Genomic DNA, 15,461 nt, shown 5'->3' with positions numbered 1-15,461 from the left:
GTCGTCACCCGTCCACTCTATGCCCCCTTGCGCCGACTACAACCCCCGTATCCGAGAGAGCGCTTTCCCGATGCGACGGAGCGGCCTATGCCCCGGCACAAAGGAGAACCCAGCCCCGTGACCCTGCTTTTCGACCTTCCCGTCGCCCCCGCCGTGCCCGTCGTCGGCGAAGCGGCCGCCTATCCGGTGCGCCGCATCTTCTGCGTCGGGCGCAATTACGCCGCGCACGCGCTGGAACTGGGCAACGCGGTCGACCGCGAGGCGCCGATCTGGTTCAACAAGGCGCCCGCAGCGCTGTGCCTCGACGGCGGGGCGATCCCCTATCCGCCGGGCACCGAAAACTGCCACTACGAAATGGAACTGGTCGTCGCCATCGGCGCCCCCGCGTTCCGGATCGCCCCCGAGGCGGCAATGGAGGTGGTCTACGGCTATGCCTGCGGCCTCGACATGACCCGGCGCGACCTGCAGAACGCGTCCAAGGCCAAGGGTTATCCCTGGGACACCGGCAAGGACTTCGAGAACGGCGCAGTCATCGCGCCGATCACGCCCGCCGCCGTCTTCGCGCCTGAGGCCCAGCGCATCGCGCTAACGCAGAACGACGCGGTGAAGCAGGACGGCGTGCTCTCGGACATGATCTGGTCGATCCCCGAGCTGATCGCCGACCTCTCGGGCCTCTACCACCTCGCACCCGGCGACCTGATTTATACCGGCACCCCGGCGGGCGTCGGCCCGGTCGCGGTGGGCGACGTGCTGGAAGGCACGATCGAGGGCCTCACCCCGCTGCGACTGGAAATCGGCGCAGCGGAATGACATTCCTCCCCGAGCTTGTCTCGGGGAGGTGGCAGCCCGTCAGGGCTGACGGAGGGGAATTGCCCGTCCCCCTCCACCACCCGCTTCGCGGGCGGTCCCCCTCCCCGAGCAAGCTCGGGGAGGAACTGGCGTATCATCCCTTGGGTCGCCTCGCCTTTGTCCGCCTTGTCAGCCACAATGCTTTGCAGGACACACAGCGGCGGAGAACGATGCCTCAAAGCTGGAAAACAATGACCACCATTCGACGCCGTACCACCTGTGCCCTGCTCGCCCTGCCCCTCGTCGCGCTCGCGCATCCCGCGCTGGCCGAGGACGATGACGCCGCCCCGCGCGAGCCCATCGTCGTCACCGGGCGCGGGCTTTCGGAAGGTCCGGCGACGCCCGCCTACGACGTCCAGACGATCGCCCGCGACAAGCTGGTTTCCAGCGCCTCGGGCCGGATCGAGGATGTGCTGGCCTCTGTCGCCGGATTCCAGCAGTTCCGCCGCTCCGACAGCCGATCGTCCAACCCCTCGAACCAGGGCGTGACCCTGCGTGCACTGGGCGGCAATGCATCGAGCCGCGCGCAAGTGCTGCTGGACGGCGTGCCGGTGGCGAACCCGTTCTTCGGCTATATTCCGCTGAGCGCGCTCACCCCCGACCGCCTCGGCTCCGTGCGGGTGACGCGCGGCGGCGGTATGGGCGCGTTCGGCACGGGCGCGGTCTCCGGCACGATCGAGATGGAAAGCGCGAGCCCTGACGAACTCGGCCCGGTAAGCGCGGAGGCGCTGGTCAACAACCGGGGCGAGACGCAAGGCTCGCTCACGGTGGCGCCGCGCCTTGGCGAAGGCTTCGTCGTGGCGGGCGTGCAGTGGGATCGCGGCCAGGGCTTCTGGACCACGCCGAAGGACCAGCGCGTCGCCGCCACCGCGCGCGCGAAGTATGAAAGCCTGTCGGGCTCGCTGCGCGCCGTCGCGCCGCTGACCGACACCATCGAGGTTCAGGCATCGGGCCTCGTCTATGACGATGCGCGCACGCTGCGCTTCAAGGGCGCGGATTCGACGTCTTCGGGCCAGCAGGGCTCGCTGCGTTTCGTGGGCCGGGGCGACTGGCAGTTCGACGTGCTGGGCTTCGTGCAGGCGCAGGATTTCTCGAACATCGTCATCAGCTCGACGAGCTACAAGAAGACGCTCGATCAGGCCAAGACCCCGACGCTGGCGGTCGGCGGCAAGGCCGAACTGCGCCCGCCGGTGGGCGAAAGCCACGTGCTGCGCATCGGCACCGACGTGAAGCTTTCGCGCGGGAACCTCGTGGAAGCGCCCTATAGCGCCGTCACCGGCCTCGCCACCGCGTTCCGCAAGGCGGGCGGGCGGCAGTCCGACCTCGGCTTCTATATCGAGGACGACTGGACCATCGGCCAGTTCGTGCTGACCGCTGGCGGCCGCCTCGACCGCTGGACCATCACCGACGGCTACTACCATCAGGTGAACCCCGCGGGCGTGGTGACGCAGGACACCCGCTACGCCGACCGCGACGGCTGGAACGCCAACGGACGCGGCGGCATTGTGTGGAACGCCACCACCGCCGTGTCGCTGCGCGCCGCCGCCTATACCGGACTGCGCCTGCCGACGCTGAACGAGCTGTACCGGCCCTTCGTGGTGTTCCCGATCACCACTAATGCCAATCCCGGCCTCAAGCCCGAGCGCCTGCGCGGCTACGAGGCGGGCGTGGACTTCCACCCCTCCGAGACGCTGAACCTGTCGCTCACGGCCTTCGACAACTACCTCAAGGACGCCATCGCCAACGTCACTTTGTCCTCCACCGTGCGCGAGCGGCAGAACGTCGATCTCGATCCACGCGCGCGGGATCGAGGCAAGCGCCGACCTCAAGCTGGGCAAGGTCGATCTGTCCGGCTCGCTGTCGTGGACCGATGCCAAGGTGAAGGCGACCGCCGCGCAGATCGCGCTCGACGGCATGCGCCCGGCGCAGGTGCCCAAGCTCGCGGCCAGCGGGACGGTGGCATGGGCACCCGCCGACGGCTGGCGCCTGGCCGCCACCCTGCGCCGCACCGGTGCGCAGTACGAGGACGACCTTCAGGTCGACACCCTGCCCGCCGCGACGACGCTGGACCTCTATGCGCAAGTGCCGATCACCCGCTTCGCCTCACTGGTCCTGCGCGCCGAGAACCTGACCGACGAGACGATCGTGACGCGCAATGCGGCCGGCTCGATGGATCTGGGCCAGCCGCGCACCTTGTGGGCGGGGTTCAAGCTGGGCCTGAACTGACTGGGCCTGAACTGACTGGGGTTGCGCTGATCGGCAAGGCGGGGCATCGCGAGGGCATGGCCATCGCGGTGATCTCCGACATTCACGGCAACCTCGGCGCGCTCGACGCGGTGCTGGCGGATGCCGCCGCGCGCGGGGTGCGCCGGGTCGTCAACCTCGGCGACATCCTCAGCGGCCCGCTCGACAGCGTGGGCACGGCGGATCGGCTGATGGCACTCGGGCTTGAGACGATCCGGGGCAACCACGAGCGCCAGCTGCTCGAACAATCGCGCGCCGAGATGAGCCTTTCCGACGCCGCCACCGATGCCGTGCTGCAGCCGCGCCACCGCGAATGGCTGGCCTCGCTGCCGGTGGACATGTGGCTGGAGAGCGACCTCTACGCCTGCCACGGCTCCCCGCGCGGCGATCTGGAATTTCTGCTGGAAACGGTCGAGCCCACCGGCTGCCGCGCCGCCACTCCAAACGAGATCGCCGAGCGGCTGGGCGGGATCGACGCCCCGCTGGTGCTCTGCGGCCACTCGCACAGGCAGCGGGCGGTGCGCCTCGATGACGGGCGGCTGGTGGTGAACCCCGGTTCGGTCGGCCTGCCCGCCTTCGCCGACGACCAACCGCATCCCCACGTCATCGAATCGGGTTCGCCCGAAGCGCGCTACGCCGTGGTCGAGCGCGGGCCGGATGGCTGGGAAGCGGAGCTGCTCGCCGTCGCTTACGACTGGACCGCCGCCGCCCTCCGCGCTGCCGAGGGCGGGCGCGAGGACTGGGCGCGCGCGCTGGCCACGGGATACGCCTGAGATGACCCGCTTCACCGTCAACGACCGCCCCGTCCAGTTCGAGATGGACCCGCGCACGCCGCTGCTGTGGGCGCTGCGCGATGCGGCCAACCTTACCGGCACCAAGTACGGCTGCGGCGTGGGCGATTGCCATGCCTGCACCGTCATGGTCGATGGCGCCGCGCTGCGATCGTGCCTCATCACGCTTGCCGAGTGCGAGGGCCGCTTCGTCGTCACCGTCGAGGGCCTGTCGCGCGACCGCTCGCATCCGGTGCAGCAGGCGATGGTGGCCGAGCAGGCGGTTCAGTGCGGGTTCTGCACGCCCGGTATCGTGATGAGCGCCGCCGCCCTCCTCGCGCGCAACGCCAATCCGAGCGAGGCCGAGGTCAAGGCGGCTATCCCGAACTTGTGCCGCTGCGGCGTCCAGCCCCGGCTCGTGCGCGCCATCCAGCGCGCCGCCGCCGTCGCCCGCCGCGAAGAGAAGATCGACGCCGCGCCGGTCCCCGGCGGCTCCGGCAGAATTCCGGCGATGGTCCCGGACACGAAAGGACAGACCCCATGAGAGCCACCATCTGGCACAACCCCAAGTGCGGCACCTCGCGCAAGACGCTGGCGATCCTCGAGGAAACGCCGGGCGTCGAGGTTACGGTGATCGAATACCTCAAGACCCCGCCGAGCGCCGAAAAGCTCGCCCAGCTCTACCGCGACGCCGGGATCAGCCCGCAGCAGGGCCTGCGCATCCGCGGCACCGATGCCGAGGAGCGCGGGCTGCCGCAAGCCGACGACGCCGCCGTCCTCGCCGCGATGGCCGCCGACCCGATCCTGATCGAGCGCCCGCTGGTCGAGACCGACAAGGGCGTGCGGCTTTGTCGCCCACAGGAAACGGTTCACCAGATTCTTCTGACCCGGTTTCCCCATCCGGCGCGTTCCGGCAACGCGCCATCGCCTTGCATTGGCAGGGACAATCTGCCACCGCATGGCAAATCCGTGACATGACAATATTGCGAGAGCCTTCCTCAGCATGACCAGCACCGAGCTTGCCCGACAGCCTTTGGCCCACCGGATCAGGCAGAAGATCAAGCAGGGCATGGGGCCTTGGGGCGTGTTCCTCGAAGGTTTCATCCGCAACCCGGTGATGGTCGGCTCGATCGTCCCGTCCTCGCGCTTCACCATCAACCGCATGCTGTCGAAGGTGGACTGGGCGAACACGAAGCTATTCGTCGAGTACGGCCCCGGCGTCGGCACTTTCTGCCAGCCGGTGCTCGACCGCCTGCCGCGCGACGGCATGCTGATCGTCATCGACACCAACCCGATGTTCATCGACTACCTGCGCCGCACGATCAGCGACAGCCGCTTCGTCGCGGTCAACGGCTCGGCGGCGGACGTCGAGGAGATCGTGCGCGCGCACGGGCACGAAAAGGCGGATTACGTCCTCTCGGGCCTGCCGTTCTCCACCCTGCCCAAGGGCGTGGCGCCCGCCATCGCCTCTGCCACCTACCGCGTGATCCGCAAGGGCGGCGCGTTCCTGGTCTACCAGTTCCGCCCCAAGGCGCGCAGCTACATGGCCCCGCACTTCAAGCGCATCGACGACGCGATCGAACCGATCAACGTCCCGCCCTGCTTCATGTGGTGGGGCTGGAAGGACGAGGACTGACCTGAAAATCCTCCCTGTCGCGCAGCGATGGGGAGGGGGACCGCCGACGCAGTCGGTGGTGGAGGAGAAGCCCCATCCGTCAGCCCTGACGGGCTGCCACCTCCCCATCGCTGCGCGACAGGGAGGATAAGGCGCTTACCCGAAGAGGTCCGCCTGCGCTTCCGCCGAAGGCCCTGCCAGCTGGCGATGGACCTGCGCGATCACCGCCACGAAATACACCGCCATTACCGTCGCCAGCACCGCCTCCACCGCCGCCGCGACGAAGCGTGCGACTTCGGCCGGAGCGAGCAGCGTGATCGGTATCGTCAGAACGTTGCCGAAGATCAGCAGCACGATCATGGCCGCCGCGAGCAGCGCGTAGAAGCCCAGCAGCCGCGCGGTATTGCCCTTGGTCAGCTTCCACGAGCGCACCAGTGCCGCGACCGGGTTGAACACGTTCTCCACCGCGATCACCGGCGCCGCCACCGACAGGCGCACGCCCACGACGATGGCGAAGAGCAGCACGATGGCCAGCCCGATCACCCCGCCGACGACGCCTCCGACGACGCCCAGCAGCCCCGCAACCACGAGCGCGATCAGCGCCAGCGCCATGCCGGTGAGGATCTGCGCGAGCAGATAAGGCACCACGCCCTTCAGCCCGTCGCGGATCGCCCCGCCCACGGTCGGTCGCCGGTCGCTGTCGAGCAGGCACAGCAACGAAAGCGAGCCCAACGCCTGGAACAGCGCCATCGGAATCAATACCGGCGCCGCCGAGAGATAGTAGGTCCGCAGCATGGTCATCATCTGCGTCTCGTTCATCCCCGCGCCCGTCTCCGGCGGCGGGAAAAAGATCGAGAACATCAGCTGCGGCAGGAGAAAGAACACCCCGGCCAGCGCCAGCACGACCTCGCGGTTGGCGGAAACGGCCTGGGATGCCTGGCTCCAGGCCCGGCTGCTGTCGAACTTCATCAAGGGTTCCATGATCTCGCCATAGACGCCGGTTGGCGCGTTTGCACTTGATAACCGCATGGAATGACGCCACGCAACGCGGCATGACTTCGCTACCCGGTGATATTGAACTGCGCATCTCCGCCGATCCGGTGCCCTACCGCGAGGCACTGGAAGAGATGACCGCCCGCAACGCAGCCATCGCCGCCGGAGAGGCGCGCGAACTGGTCTGGCTGCTGGAGCATCCGCCGGTCTACACCGCCGGCACCAGCGCCGCCGTCGCCGAACTGCTTGACCCTCGCTTCGAGGTGGTCGAGGCCGGACGCGGCGGGCGCTATACCTACCACGGCCCCGGCCAGCGCATCGGCTATGTGCTGCTCGACCTCAAGAAGCGCGCCCGCGACGCGCGCGGCTTCGTTCACGGCCTCGAAGGCTGGGTGATCGAGACCTTGCGCGACTTCGGCGTCGAGACCTTCCGCTCCGAAGGTCGCATCGGCATCTGGACCACCGACGTCGATGGGCGCGAGGCGAAGATCGGCGCGATCGGCGTTCGCATCCGCAAGTGGGTGACGATGCACGGCTTCTCGGTGAACGTCGCGCCCGACCTTTCGCATTTCACCGGCATCGTGCCTTGCGGCATCGAGGAATTCGGCGTCACCAGCCTCAAGCGGCTCGGCAAGGACGTGGACCTCGCCGCCTTCGACGCCGCGCTGATCGCACGCGCCCCGGCTTTCCTCGCCTCACTGGAAAGCCCCTGCCCGCCTTCCGCACCGGAGACCGCGTAAATGAAGTCCGCGCACCTGATCCTGCCCGTTGCCCTGACGGCGCTGGCGCTCGGCGGCTGCAGCAAGAAGGCGGACGACCAGCCCAAGGCGGCGGCGGGCGGCGAACTGCTGCCGCGCTCGGTCAGCGACGACATGCTGCCTTACGATACGGTGAAGTCGCAGGCCTCGCTTACCGACCCGAACGCCGGGCTCGGCCTCCCGCGCGCGGGCGGCCCTGCGGTTCCGCCATCGGAAGTGGCGGATGATGTGGTCGAGGGCGACGAGCCCGCGACGGTGATCGAAGCCCCGCCGCCTCCGGCACCTTCCGCGACGCCGACACAGCCTTAGGCAAAATCCTCCCTGTTGCAAAGCAATGGGGAGGTGGCAGCCCGCAGGGCTGACGGAGGGGTTTCGCCCCCTCCACCACTCGCTCCGCGAGCGGTCCCCTCCCCATCGCTTCGCGACGGGGAGGATGCCCCCTTGCGCCCCAATCCCCATCAGGCGCATCATCGCTCCCAAACCGGAGCCACCCGCGATGCTGCCCACCCTCACCGTCTTCGAAACCTCGCCCGACCGCGGCCGCGGCCTTGCGCGGGACATGCCGGTTCGCTGGGCGCTGGAGGAAGTGGCACAGCCTTACACCGTACGCCTCGTCTCGTTCACGGCGATGAAGGAGGCCGCACACCGCGCCCGCAACCCTTTCGGCCAGATCCCGACGTATGAGGAAGACGACCTCGTGCTGTTCGAATCGGGCGCCATCGTGCTGCACCTCGCGCAGAGCCATACCGGGCTGCTGCCGGAAAACCCGGAAGCTCGCACCCGCGCGGTCACATGGATGTTCGCCGCGCTCTCCACGCTGGAGCCGCCGATCGTCGAACGCTCGATGGCCGCCCTGTTCGAGAGCGACAAGCCCTGGCACGAGGAGCGCCTGACCATGCTCGACGCCCGTGTGCACACGCGCCTCGGAGACCTCGCCGCGCGGCTGGGCGATACGGAATGGCTGGACGGCGCCTTCAGCGCGGGCGACCTGATGACGATCTCGGTACTGCGCCGCCTCGCTAGCTCGGGGCTGCTGGAGGACTTCCCAACGATCCGCGCCTACGTCGCACGCGGCGAGGCCCGCCCCGCCTTCCAGCGCGCCTTCGCCGCGCAGTTGGCGGTGTTCGAACAGGCAGGGCGGTAAGCGATCGAATCCGCAACTCTGAGCAGTAAAGACAATGGATCGCCCCTCCCTTCGTCATTGCGAGCGCAGCGAAGCAGTCCAGGGCCGCGCAAACCGCCCTGGATTGCTTCGCTACGCTCGCAATGACGATTCAAGGTGAAGCTCGAAACCGTTTTCCTACAGCGTCAGCACGGCGGTATTCTCGCCCGATGCGCCCCCTGCCCCGCCTTCTCCGTGCACGATGTCCAGCCGGTTCATCGCGCAAGGTTACACTTTTCACGCACAAGGTGACACTTTCCGCGCGCAAAGTGACACATGGCGCCCCAAGGTGACACTCTCCCATGGAAAGGTGTCACCTTGTGACAGGCGCCTCGGCCAGAAAACCCCGGAAATCCGCCATTCACGCCCGCAAGCGACGGCCCGGCAGTTCCCCCTGGACCGTGTAAACCGTGTAAACCTCCGGCGCTCAGAGCGCCTTGTCGTAGATCGCGTACTCGCGGTTCACGGTGCTCTCGATGGCATCGGCGATGGCGACCATCCCCTGATTGTCCTCGAGAACCCAGCCGATCTCACCGCGCTTGGCCCCGAATTTGGCGACGGCGGCGCGGCGGATGTACTCGATCATCATGAAGGCCAGCTGGCTGGCGAGCCGCGAGGACTGCAGCTTCTTGCGCACACCCATCAGCGGAACGCGCATGTCGGCGGGCTTGGGTTTCCTCAGCCACAGCAGCAGCTTGAGCAGGCCGAGGATGGACGGCTTGCCGGTACGCTTGTTGACCTTCATCTGGATGCCATTGAGGTCCGGCAGCGTCATCATGAACGCCACCGGCTCGCCCTCGTACTCGGCGATCATGATCAGTTCGGGATGCACCAGCGGCTTGAACGCCTTGCCCGCGTACTCGATTTCCTTGTCGGTGAAGGGGACGAAGCCCCAGTTGTCCGACCAGGCATCGTTCAGGATTTCGCAGATGATCGCGGCTTCGCGGTCAAAATGCTTGAGGCTGGCCTTGCGCACGACGATCTTGGCGTTCTTCTCGCCCGACGAGACGATGCGCTGGATCAGTGGCGGAAACTGCTTCGTGACGTCGAGTTCGTAGGTCTTGACGGTCTTGACGACTGCGTAGCCCTGGCTCTCGATCCAGCCCTGATAAGCCGCATTGTGATGCGCCATCATCACCATCGGCGGATGATCGTGCCCGACCGTCTGGATGCCCGGCTCTTCCCAGACCGACAGGTTCATCGGCGCCAGCACGCGAGTCATGCCCTGCTCGCGCAGCCACTGCTCGGCGCGGGCGATGAGGGCGTGAGCGACCTCGGCGTCCTCCGCCTCGATCGCGCCCCAGTTACCGGTGCCCGGCCCCATCCCTTGCTTGACCGGCTGTTTCAGCGCCAGTTCATCGATGTGCGCCGATATGCGCCCAACGATCCTGCCGTCGCGCTTCGCCAGGAACAACTGGCAGCGGGCATGCTCGAAGAACGGGTTCTTGCCGGGGGTGAACTTGGAGATTTCCTCCGAGCGCAGATTCGGCACCCAGTTTTGATCTGACGCATTGAGTCGATAAGCGAGATCGACAAAAGCGGCGATGTCGGCCTTGCTGGAGATCGGAGTGATGACTAGTTCGGCCACGATGCTGCCTTTGTTCTGGCGTAACGGAATATGAGCGCGACGTGCTGCCGATGGCGGCAGGTTGTCAAGTCGGACCGCACGGCGAATTGCGGTGGAGCGCGGACCGGGCGGCCTTATGCCCGGAAACACTTTGGAAATCTTGCACGATGAATGCCCAGAATGCGATCGACCTGCCCCCGCCGATGCGCGTAATTCCGCGCAGGGATCGACGTGGCACTCGCAGATGCCCGACGACAAGGCGATGCTGCGCGCCGCCGTCGAACTGACGCGCGACATCGCGGCGGCCCGCCCCGGCATCTACTGGCCCGACATGCTGGGGAGCGCCGCGCTCGGCTATGCCGCGCTTGCAGGCGCGATTCTGGCAGGCAATCCGGTGGTCGCAGTGCTGCTGGGCGTGGTCGCGTCGCTGGCGCTCTACCGCGCGCTGCTGTTCATCCATGAACTGACGCACATCCACAAGGACGCCCTGCCCGGCTTCCGCTTCGGCTGGAACCTGCTGGTCGGCGTGCCGATGCTGATCCCCTCTTTCATGTACGAGGGCGTGCACACCCAGCACCACGCCCGCACCCGCTACGGCACGGTCGAGGACCCGGAATACCTGCCGCTGGCGCTGATGAAGCCGTGGAGCCTGCCGGTCTTCGCGCTCACCGCGATACTGCTGCCGCCCGCGCTGCTGATCCGCTCGGCGGTGCTCGTGCCGCTGGGCGCAATCGTGCCGCCGCTACGTACGCTGGTGTGGGAACGTGTCTCGGCGCTCGCCATCAACCCGCAGTACAAGCGCCGCAAGCCGGAGGGCGACTTCGCCCGCATGGTGTTCTGGCAGGAACTCGCCTGTTCGGTCTGGGCGATCGGCCTCGTCGCCGCGAGCTTCGTCTGGGGCTGGAGGCCGCTTCTGATCGCGCTGTGCATCGTCTCGTTCACCGCGCTGCTCAACCAGGTCCGCACCCTCGTCGCACACCTGTGGGAGAACGACGGCGAAGCGATGACCGTCACCGCGCAGTATCTCGATCTCGGTGAACGTGCCACCGCCCGGCTTCGTCGCGGCGATGTGGGCACCGGTGGGCCTGCGCTATCATGCGCTGCACCACCTGCTGCCTTCGATGCCCTACCACTCGCTGGCAGAGGCGCACCGCCGCCTGACCACTCATCTGGAAGACGGTTCGACTTACGGCAAGGCCAGCTATTCCGGCCTTGCCCCGCTGCTCGGAAGGCTCGCGCGCAGCACGATGAAGGTCAGGTAAAGAAGGCTTCTCGCCCTTATTCCTCGGTGCGGATCAGCACGGTCTCGCCGATGAGCGCGAAGAGCAGGAAAGGCGCCCAAGCCGCAATCAGCGGCGGGTAGCCACCGAAATTGCCCATCGCCAGCGCTGCATTGTCGAACACGAAGTAGGCGAAGCCCAGCGCCATACCAGTAACCGCGCGGATCAGCAGTGCGCCAGAGCGGGCAAGTCCGAACGCCGCCACGGCGCCCAGCAGCGGCATCAGCGCCGAGGACAAAGGCCCCGACAGCTTGTGCCACCATGCGGCGTCGAGCTCGCTGGTACGCCGCCCCGCCTCGCGCACTGCCTGGATCGAATCGGTAAGCGTGAAGATATCCTCCGCATCCGCATCGACCTTTGACACGAAAATCTTGGCCGGGGTGATCCCCGGCGCGACGGTGGCGGTAACCAGCTTCGTTGTGGTGGTGTTAGCGACATGGAATCGGGTCGGCTTGTCGAGCTTCCAGCCTGGATTTGCGTAAGTCGCGGTCCCGGCACGCATCATCTCGACGATCATGTCGTTGGTATCGCGGCGATAGTACGTGACCCCATGCAAGGTCATCGCATTACCCTCGCCCGAGAGCGACTGCGCCAACAGCAGGTCGCTGCCATCAGCGAGATAAAGGTTGGCTTTGGGGCTCGCATCCTTCGGGACAGGCCCGTAATCGACCGCCTGCCATGCATCCAGCGTACGAGCCGCGCGGGTGACGACGCGCTCGTTGAAGGCAAAACTGAACCCGGAAATCACCAGCGCAGTCAGAATCAGCGGTGCAAGCACCTGATGCGCCGACAGGCCCGCCGCCTTCATAGAGATGACCTCGCTGTTCTGGTTCAGCGTGGCGAGCGTGATGATCGTGGCAAGGAGCACCGAATAAGGCAGAAACCGTGCGACCAACTGAGGGACACGCAGTGAAACGTAGTAGAGCAGTTGCACCTGCCCGTTGCCTTTATAGGCAAGAATGTCACCGCTCTCACCCAGCAGGTCGAGCACCTGCAGCACCAGCACCAGCATGATCAGCACGGCAACGATGCGCGTCAGGAACAGCCGCGAGAGATAGAGCGTCAGAGTACGCGACGGGAAAAATTCGAGGTTCATGGGTCAGCTCTGATCCGCTGGCATCGGCAGGATAGGCCCGCGCCGGTTACGGCGCAGCAGCGACTTGAGGCGCTTGACCACCTTGTCGGACGCTGTCTCGAGCCAGCCGATCGCCTGCCCGCCAGGCACGTAAGCCACGCGCCAGTACATCCACAGGATGATTGCGGCGAAGACGAAGAACGGCCCCCATAGCCCGAGGATCGGGCTGATCTTGCCAAGCGAGGCCACGTCATTCGCATACTGGTTGACCTTGTGATAGGCCACCACCATCACGATCGAAACGAACAGGCCGAGGGCCGAAGTCGAGCGCTTGGGCGGGATCGCCAGCGCCACGCCGAGAAGCGGCAGCAGCAGCATCATCACGACTTCGACCATGCGATAGTTGAAGTTCGCCTGGCTGGAGACGCGCTCCTCGCTCGGCGCATCCTTGTCCCAACCCAGCTTAAGCAGTTCGGGTAGCAAGTATTCGCGCTCCTGCCCGCCGCGCTGACGGAACTTCTCGATCGCGGGGAGTTCGATCGGCAGGTCATGGCGGGTAAAGGTCAGCACTCGCGAAGGCTGGCCTGGTTCATCCTGGATGATCTGGCCCTGTTCGAGCCGGAAGATGATCGTGTCGGGATTATCCTTGAGCGCGAGGAAACGCCCCTCGCGCGCAGAAATGGAAAGCACCTGCCCCTTGTCGTTCGACAGTCGCGCGAAGATGCCGATCAGCTTGCGCCCGTCGTCCCGGCTCTCGTCGATGCGCAGGGCGATACGATCCTTGAGCGCCGTGAACTCACCTACCTTGATCGAGGCGCCCAGCGCACCCGACTTGAGTTCGTAATTGAGCTCTTCGTAATAATAGCGCGACAAGGGCTGGAGGTAGCCGACGATCGCGAAGTTGGCGATGACCAGCACGATCGTGATCATGTAAGGCACGCGAAGCATGCGGGTGTAGCTAAGGCCCACGGCACGCATGACGTCGAGTTCGCTGCTCGTCGCCAGCTTGCGGAATGCCAGCAGGATGCCGAGCATCAGGCCAAGCGGAATGGCGAGGCTTGCATATTCCGGCATCATGTTCGCCAGCATCTTGAAGACGACGCCAATCGGCCCGCCTTCCGTCGCGACGAAATCAAAAAGCCGGAGCATCTTGTCGAGCACGAGCAACGAGGCAGCGAGCAGAAATATGCCCAGCATCGGCATCAGCACGAGGCGAAAGATGTAGCGGTCCAGGGCGCTGATGAACTTCACTTAGGCGTCGTCACTCAACCGTTCTCCCCCGCCCTTAACCGCTCGCGCCGGAAGGGCAAAGCGATTTGTAGCAGGCCGGAAACCTTCTCGCTCCGGCAACGTCATCAACGCGCCGGCCCAGCCGATCAACGTCACCGAAGCCTTAAGGTTTCCCGTCCGGAAGAGAATGTGATCAGGCCTTTTCCAGCGTGCACTGGAGAGGGTGCTGGTTCTGCCTGGCGAAGTCCATCACCTGGTTCACCTTGGTCTCGGCGATCTCGTAAGGGAAGATGCCACAGACGCCCACGCCCTTCTGGTGAACATGAAGCATCACACGCGTGGCCTGTTCGAGGTCCATGTGGAAGAAGCGCTTGAGGACCAGCACCACGAATTCCATCGGGGTGTAGTCGTCATTGAGCATCAGCACCTTGAACTGGCTAGGCTTCTTCGGCTTGGCACGGGTCTTGGTGGCGATGCCGACCTGATGATCATCGCCAGTACCATGATCGGAATTGTCACCGTCCGCCATCGTGCCCCGAAAAGGCACGAGCGGAAAAAGCGACAGGTCAGAATCAGCGATCAGGGGAATCATGGTGCCCAGAATATCGTACCGAGGCGTCCGATAACAAGATGCCCCGGCCCATATTCTCGGTCAGGAGGCTCAATCGGCCGGATAACAGCGTCACCCGGCCGGTCGAACCTGCCTGAAATCAGAACGGAGCGGCCGAGCGCGCCTTTTCGACGGCGATGCTCACGCGGCCGGAAATTGGCGCGAAAGTGTCGCTGAACAGCTTGAGCATGGCTTCGCTGTTCTTCGAGCTGTAGGCCACGGCTGTGTCGAAGTTCTTGCGGACAAGGTCGCTCTGCAGCTTGAAGAAGTCGGTCGGCGACTTGGCAGCGGCGAGTTCCTTGATGTCACCCGACATCTTCTCGAACGCAGCGCGGCTCTCCGACACGAATTCCGAACCAAGGGTCTGCACGCCCTCGGCGTAGATCTTGCCAGATTCGACGGCAGCTTCGACGTTGCCCTTTGCGAAGTCGCTGACTTCGCCGAGCACGCTGGTGCTCTTTTCGAAAGCGGCCTTGGCCTTGGCCTGCGCCTCGGTGATGGCATCCTGGAAGCCGGTGAAGTTAGCGCTCATGTCCATAGTTGTTTCCTCGAGCATGAAATTGGAGAACAGTCCTGCGAAGACGGGCTTGCCCGAAATGGGCTTCGGTGCGGTCTTTGGCGCCGCCGTTTTTGTGGCCGCCTTCGGAACCGGAACGGCAGCGACCGTTTCCTTCACGTCCTTGGCAACCGTAGTGGCCGGCTTGGTCTCGACGACCTTGGCCGGAACAACTGGTACGACCGGCTTCAGCTTCGCGGTAGCGGCCGGCGCAGTTTTGATCTTCGGCTTGGGCCTTGCAGCCTTGACCTCCGCCTTCTCGGCAAGAGGTGCCTTTGCTACAGGCGCCTTGATTGGCGCCGCCTTTACGACCGGCTTCTTGACGGAAGCATCAACCTTCGCCGAGGTTTCCGGCTTAGCAGAGACTGGTGCGGTAGACCGCACTGGCTCAGGCACCTTCGGCGCAGCCGAAACGAGCTTGGGCTCTCCCACCTTAGGCGTTTCCGGTACGCTTGAAACGGATTTGACCGGCGCAGCCACTTCGGCCTCTACGGGCTTGGGAGGCGCTACCGGAGCGACATTGGTCTTCGGGTCTTCACTATCGGCCATTTGAGCATCCAGCCTTTTTTGAAAACTTCGATTAAGAGCCGGGCGTCACCCCGGTGAAATCCGTGTGATCAACGAGTCGCACAAACCGTTGCTGCGTTGCAAAATAGGTTTTTGCAGGCGCGAAGTCAACACATCTATGTTGCGATGCACAATTTATGCTGCATCGCACAAATTTACCTTGCTTTTCAGGTCTGCGCAAAGTG

At 65.4% G+C, this 15,461-nt stretch carries 13 protein-coding genes and 3 pseudogenes; 10 read left to right on the top strand and 6 right to left on the bottom strand.

Annotation, left to right across the window (positions count from 1 at the left end; all coding sequences use genetic code 11):
* Window positions 1–117: 117 nt before the first annotated feature.
* The 6 genes and pseudogenes from KZO24_RS01110 to KZO24_RS01085 all read left to right on the top strand — a co-directional run bounded on the left by KZO24_RS01110 (window position 118) and on the right by KZO24_RS01085 (window position 5,499).
* Entirely contained in the window at window positions 118–810 is a 693-nt protein-coding gene (locus tag KZO24_RS01110; protein WP_271184509.1) for a fumarylacetoacetate hydrolase family protein, read from the top strand.
* Window positions 811–1,040: 230 nt separating this feature from the next.
* Window positions 1,041–3,075, top strand: a pseudogene (locus KZO24_RS01105) (TonB-dependent receptor).
* A 56-nt stretch (window positions 3,076–3,131) separates the two neighbouring features.
* Window positions 3,132–3,866 (top strand): metallophosphoesterase family protein, encoded by a 735-nt coding sequence (locus KZO24_RS01100; RefSeq protein WP_271184507.1) that lies wholly within the window; start codon window positions 3,132–3,134, stop codon window positions 3,864–3,866.
* 1 nt (window position 3,867) lies between these two features.
* A complete protein-coding gene (locus tag KZO24_RS01095; RefSeq protein WP_008832592.1) occupies window positions 3,868–4,407 on the top strand; it encodes a (2Fe-2S)-binding protein in 540 nt (179 codons plus the stop codon).
* Window positions 4,404–4,745 (top strand): annotated as a pseudogene (arsC, locus tag KZO24_RS01090) (arsenate reductase (glutaredoxin)); the annotation flags it as partial. The gene KZO24_RS01095 and the pseudogene arsC, both read left to right, overlap by 4 nt.
* Before the next feature lie 121 nt (window positions 4,746–4,866).
* On the top strand, window positions 4,867–5,499 hold the full coding sequence (locus KZO24_RS01085; RefSeq protein WP_008832590.1) for a class I SAM-dependent methyltransferase: 633 nt from the start codon (window positions 4,867–4,869) through the stop codon (window positions 5,497–5,499).
* 135 nt (window positions 5,500–5,634) lie between these two features.
* On the opposite strand, the gene KZO24_RS01080 is transcribed toward KZO24_RS01085, so the two are convergent.
* Window positions 5,635–6,447: a DUF7847 domain-containing protein gene (locus KZO24_RS01080; RefSeq protein WP_486486737.1), complete on the bottom strand. Its 813-nt coding sequence runs from the start codon at window positions 6,445–6,447 to the stop codon at window positions 5,635–5,637.
* 83 nt (window positions 6,448–6,530) lie between these two features.
* On the opposite strand from KZO24_RS01080, the gene lipB reads away from it, so the two are divergent.
* From lipB to KZO24_RS01065, 3 genes are all read left to right on the top strand, one after another.
* Window positions 6,531–7,211 carry a lipoyl(octanoyl) transferase LipB gene (gene lipB / locus KZO24_RS01075; protein WP_271184505.1) on the top strand — a complete coding sequence of 227 codons (681 nt, stop codon included), beginning with the start codon at window positions 6,531–6,533 and terminating at the stop codon, window positions 7,209–7,211.
* Window positions 7,212–7,538 (top strand): hypothetical protein, encoded by a 327-nt coding sequence (locus KZO24_RS01070; protein ID WP_271184504.1) that lies wholly within the window; start codon window positions 7,212–7,214, stop codon window positions 7,536–7,538.
* A gap of 187 nt (window positions 7,539–7,725) precedes the next feature.
* The gene (locus KZO24_RS01065) at window positions 7,726–8,373 is read left to right on the top strand and encodes a glutathione S-transferase family protein (protein ID WP_271184503.1); all 648 of its coding nucleotides are present in this window, start codon (window positions 7,726–7,728) and stop codon (window positions 8,371–8,373) included.
* A gap of 445 nt (window positions 8,374–8,818) precedes the next feature.
* Here the strand turns inward: KZO24_RS01065 and KZO24_RS01060 are convergent, their stop codons facing one another.
* Window positions 8,819–9,979 carry a GNAT family protein gene (locus tag KZO24_RS01060; protein ID WP_271184502.1) on the bottom strand — a complete coding sequence of 387 codons (1,161 nt, stop codon included), beginning with the start codon at window positions 9,977–9,979 and terminating at the stop codon, window positions 8,819–8,821.
* Window positions 9,980–10,202: 223 nt separating this feature from the next.
* Here KZO24_RS01060 and KZO24_RS01055 point away from each other — a divergent pair.
* Window positions 10,203–11,220, top strand: a pseudogene (locus tag KZO24_RS01055) (fatty acid desaturase family protein).
* Between the two features lie 16 nt (window positions 11,221–11,236).
* On the opposite strand, the gene lptG reads toward KZO24_RS01055, so the two are convergent.
* From lptG to KZO24_RS01035, 4 genes are all read right to left on the bottom strand, one after another.
* Window positions 11,237–12,334 carry an LPS export ABC transporter permease LptG gene (gene lptG / locus KZO24_RS01050; RefSeq protein ID WP_271184500.1) on the bottom strand — a complete coding sequence of 366 codons (1,098 nt, stop codon included), beginning with the start codon at window positions 12,332–12,334 and terminating at the stop codon, window positions 11,237–11,239.
* Window positions 12,335–12,337: 3 nt separating this feature from the next.
* The gene (gene lptF, locus KZO24_RS01045) at window positions 12,338–13,564 is read right to left on the bottom strand and encodes an LPS export ABC transporter permease LptF (RefSeq protein ID WP_271184499.1); all 1,227 of its coding nucleotides are present in this window, start codon (window positions 13,562–13,564) and stop codon (window positions 12,338–12,340) included.
* A 172-nt stretch (window positions 13,565–13,736) separates the two neighbouring features.
* Window positions 13,737–14,072, bottom strand: a complete 336-nt coding sequence (gene clpS, locus KZO24_RS01040; protein ID WP_271184498.1) for an ATP-dependent Clp protease adapter ClpS — start codon at window positions 14,070–14,072, stop codon at window positions 13,737–13,739.
* Between the two features lie 181 nt (window positions 14,073–14,253).
* On the bottom strand, window positions 14,254–15,258 hold the full coding sequence (locus tag KZO24_RS01035) for a phasin family protein (RefSeq protein ID WP_271184497.1): 1,005 nt from the start codon (window positions 15,256–15,258) through the stop codon (window positions 14,254–14,256).
* Between the last annotated feature and the right edge of the window lie 203 nt (window positions 15,259–15,461).

The organism is Novosphingobium sp. NFX11, from assembly GCF_057376415.1.
The sequence above is the reverse complement of the archived record's forward strand: the minus strand, read 5'-3'. Positions and strand labels throughout refer to the sequence as shown.

Excerpts from the sequence above, each read along its gene's own strand:
- KZO24_RS01100 (WP_271184507.1), top strand. The coding sequence starts at position 3,132 with ATGGCCATCGCGGTGATCTCCGACATTCACGGCAACCTCGGCGCGCTC.
- clpS (WP_271184498.1), bottom strand. The coding sequence starts at position 14,072 with ATGGCGGACGGTGACAATTCCGATCATGGTACTGGCGATGATCATCAG.
- KZO24_RS01065 (WP_271184503.1), top strand. The coding sequence starts at position 7,726 with ATGCTGCCCACCCTCACCGTCTTCGAAACCTCGCCCGACCGCGGCCGC.
- KZO24_RS01085 (WP_008832590.1), top strand. The coding sequence starts at position 4,867 with ATGACCAGCACCGAGCTTGCCCGACAGCCTTTGGCCCACCGGATCAGG.
- KZO24_RS01095 (WP_008832592.1), top strand. The coding sequence starts at position 3,868 with ATGACCCGCTTCACCGTCAACGACCGCCCCGTCCAGTTCGAGATGGAC.
- KZO24_RS01080 (WP_486486737.1), bottom strand. The coding sequence starts at position 6,447 with ATGAAGTTCGACAGCAGCCGGGCCTGGAGCCAGGCATCCCAGGCCGTT.
- KZO24_RS01035 (WP_271184497.1), bottom strand. The coding sequence starts at position 15,258 with ATGGCCGATAGTGAAGACCCGAAGACCAATGTCGCTCCGGTAGCGCCT.
- KZO24_RS01070 (WP_271184504.1), top strand. The coding sequence starts at position 7,212 with ATGAAGTCCGCGCACCTGATCCTGCCCGTTGCCCTGACGGCGCTGGCG.
- lptG (WP_271184500.1), bottom strand. The coding sequence starts at position 12,334 with ATGAACCTCGAATTTTTCCCGTCGCGTACTCTGACGCTCTATCTCTCG.
- lipB (WP_271184505.1), top strand. The coding sequence starts at position 6,531 with ATGACTTCGCTACCCGGTGATATTGAACTGCGCATCTCCGCCGATCCG.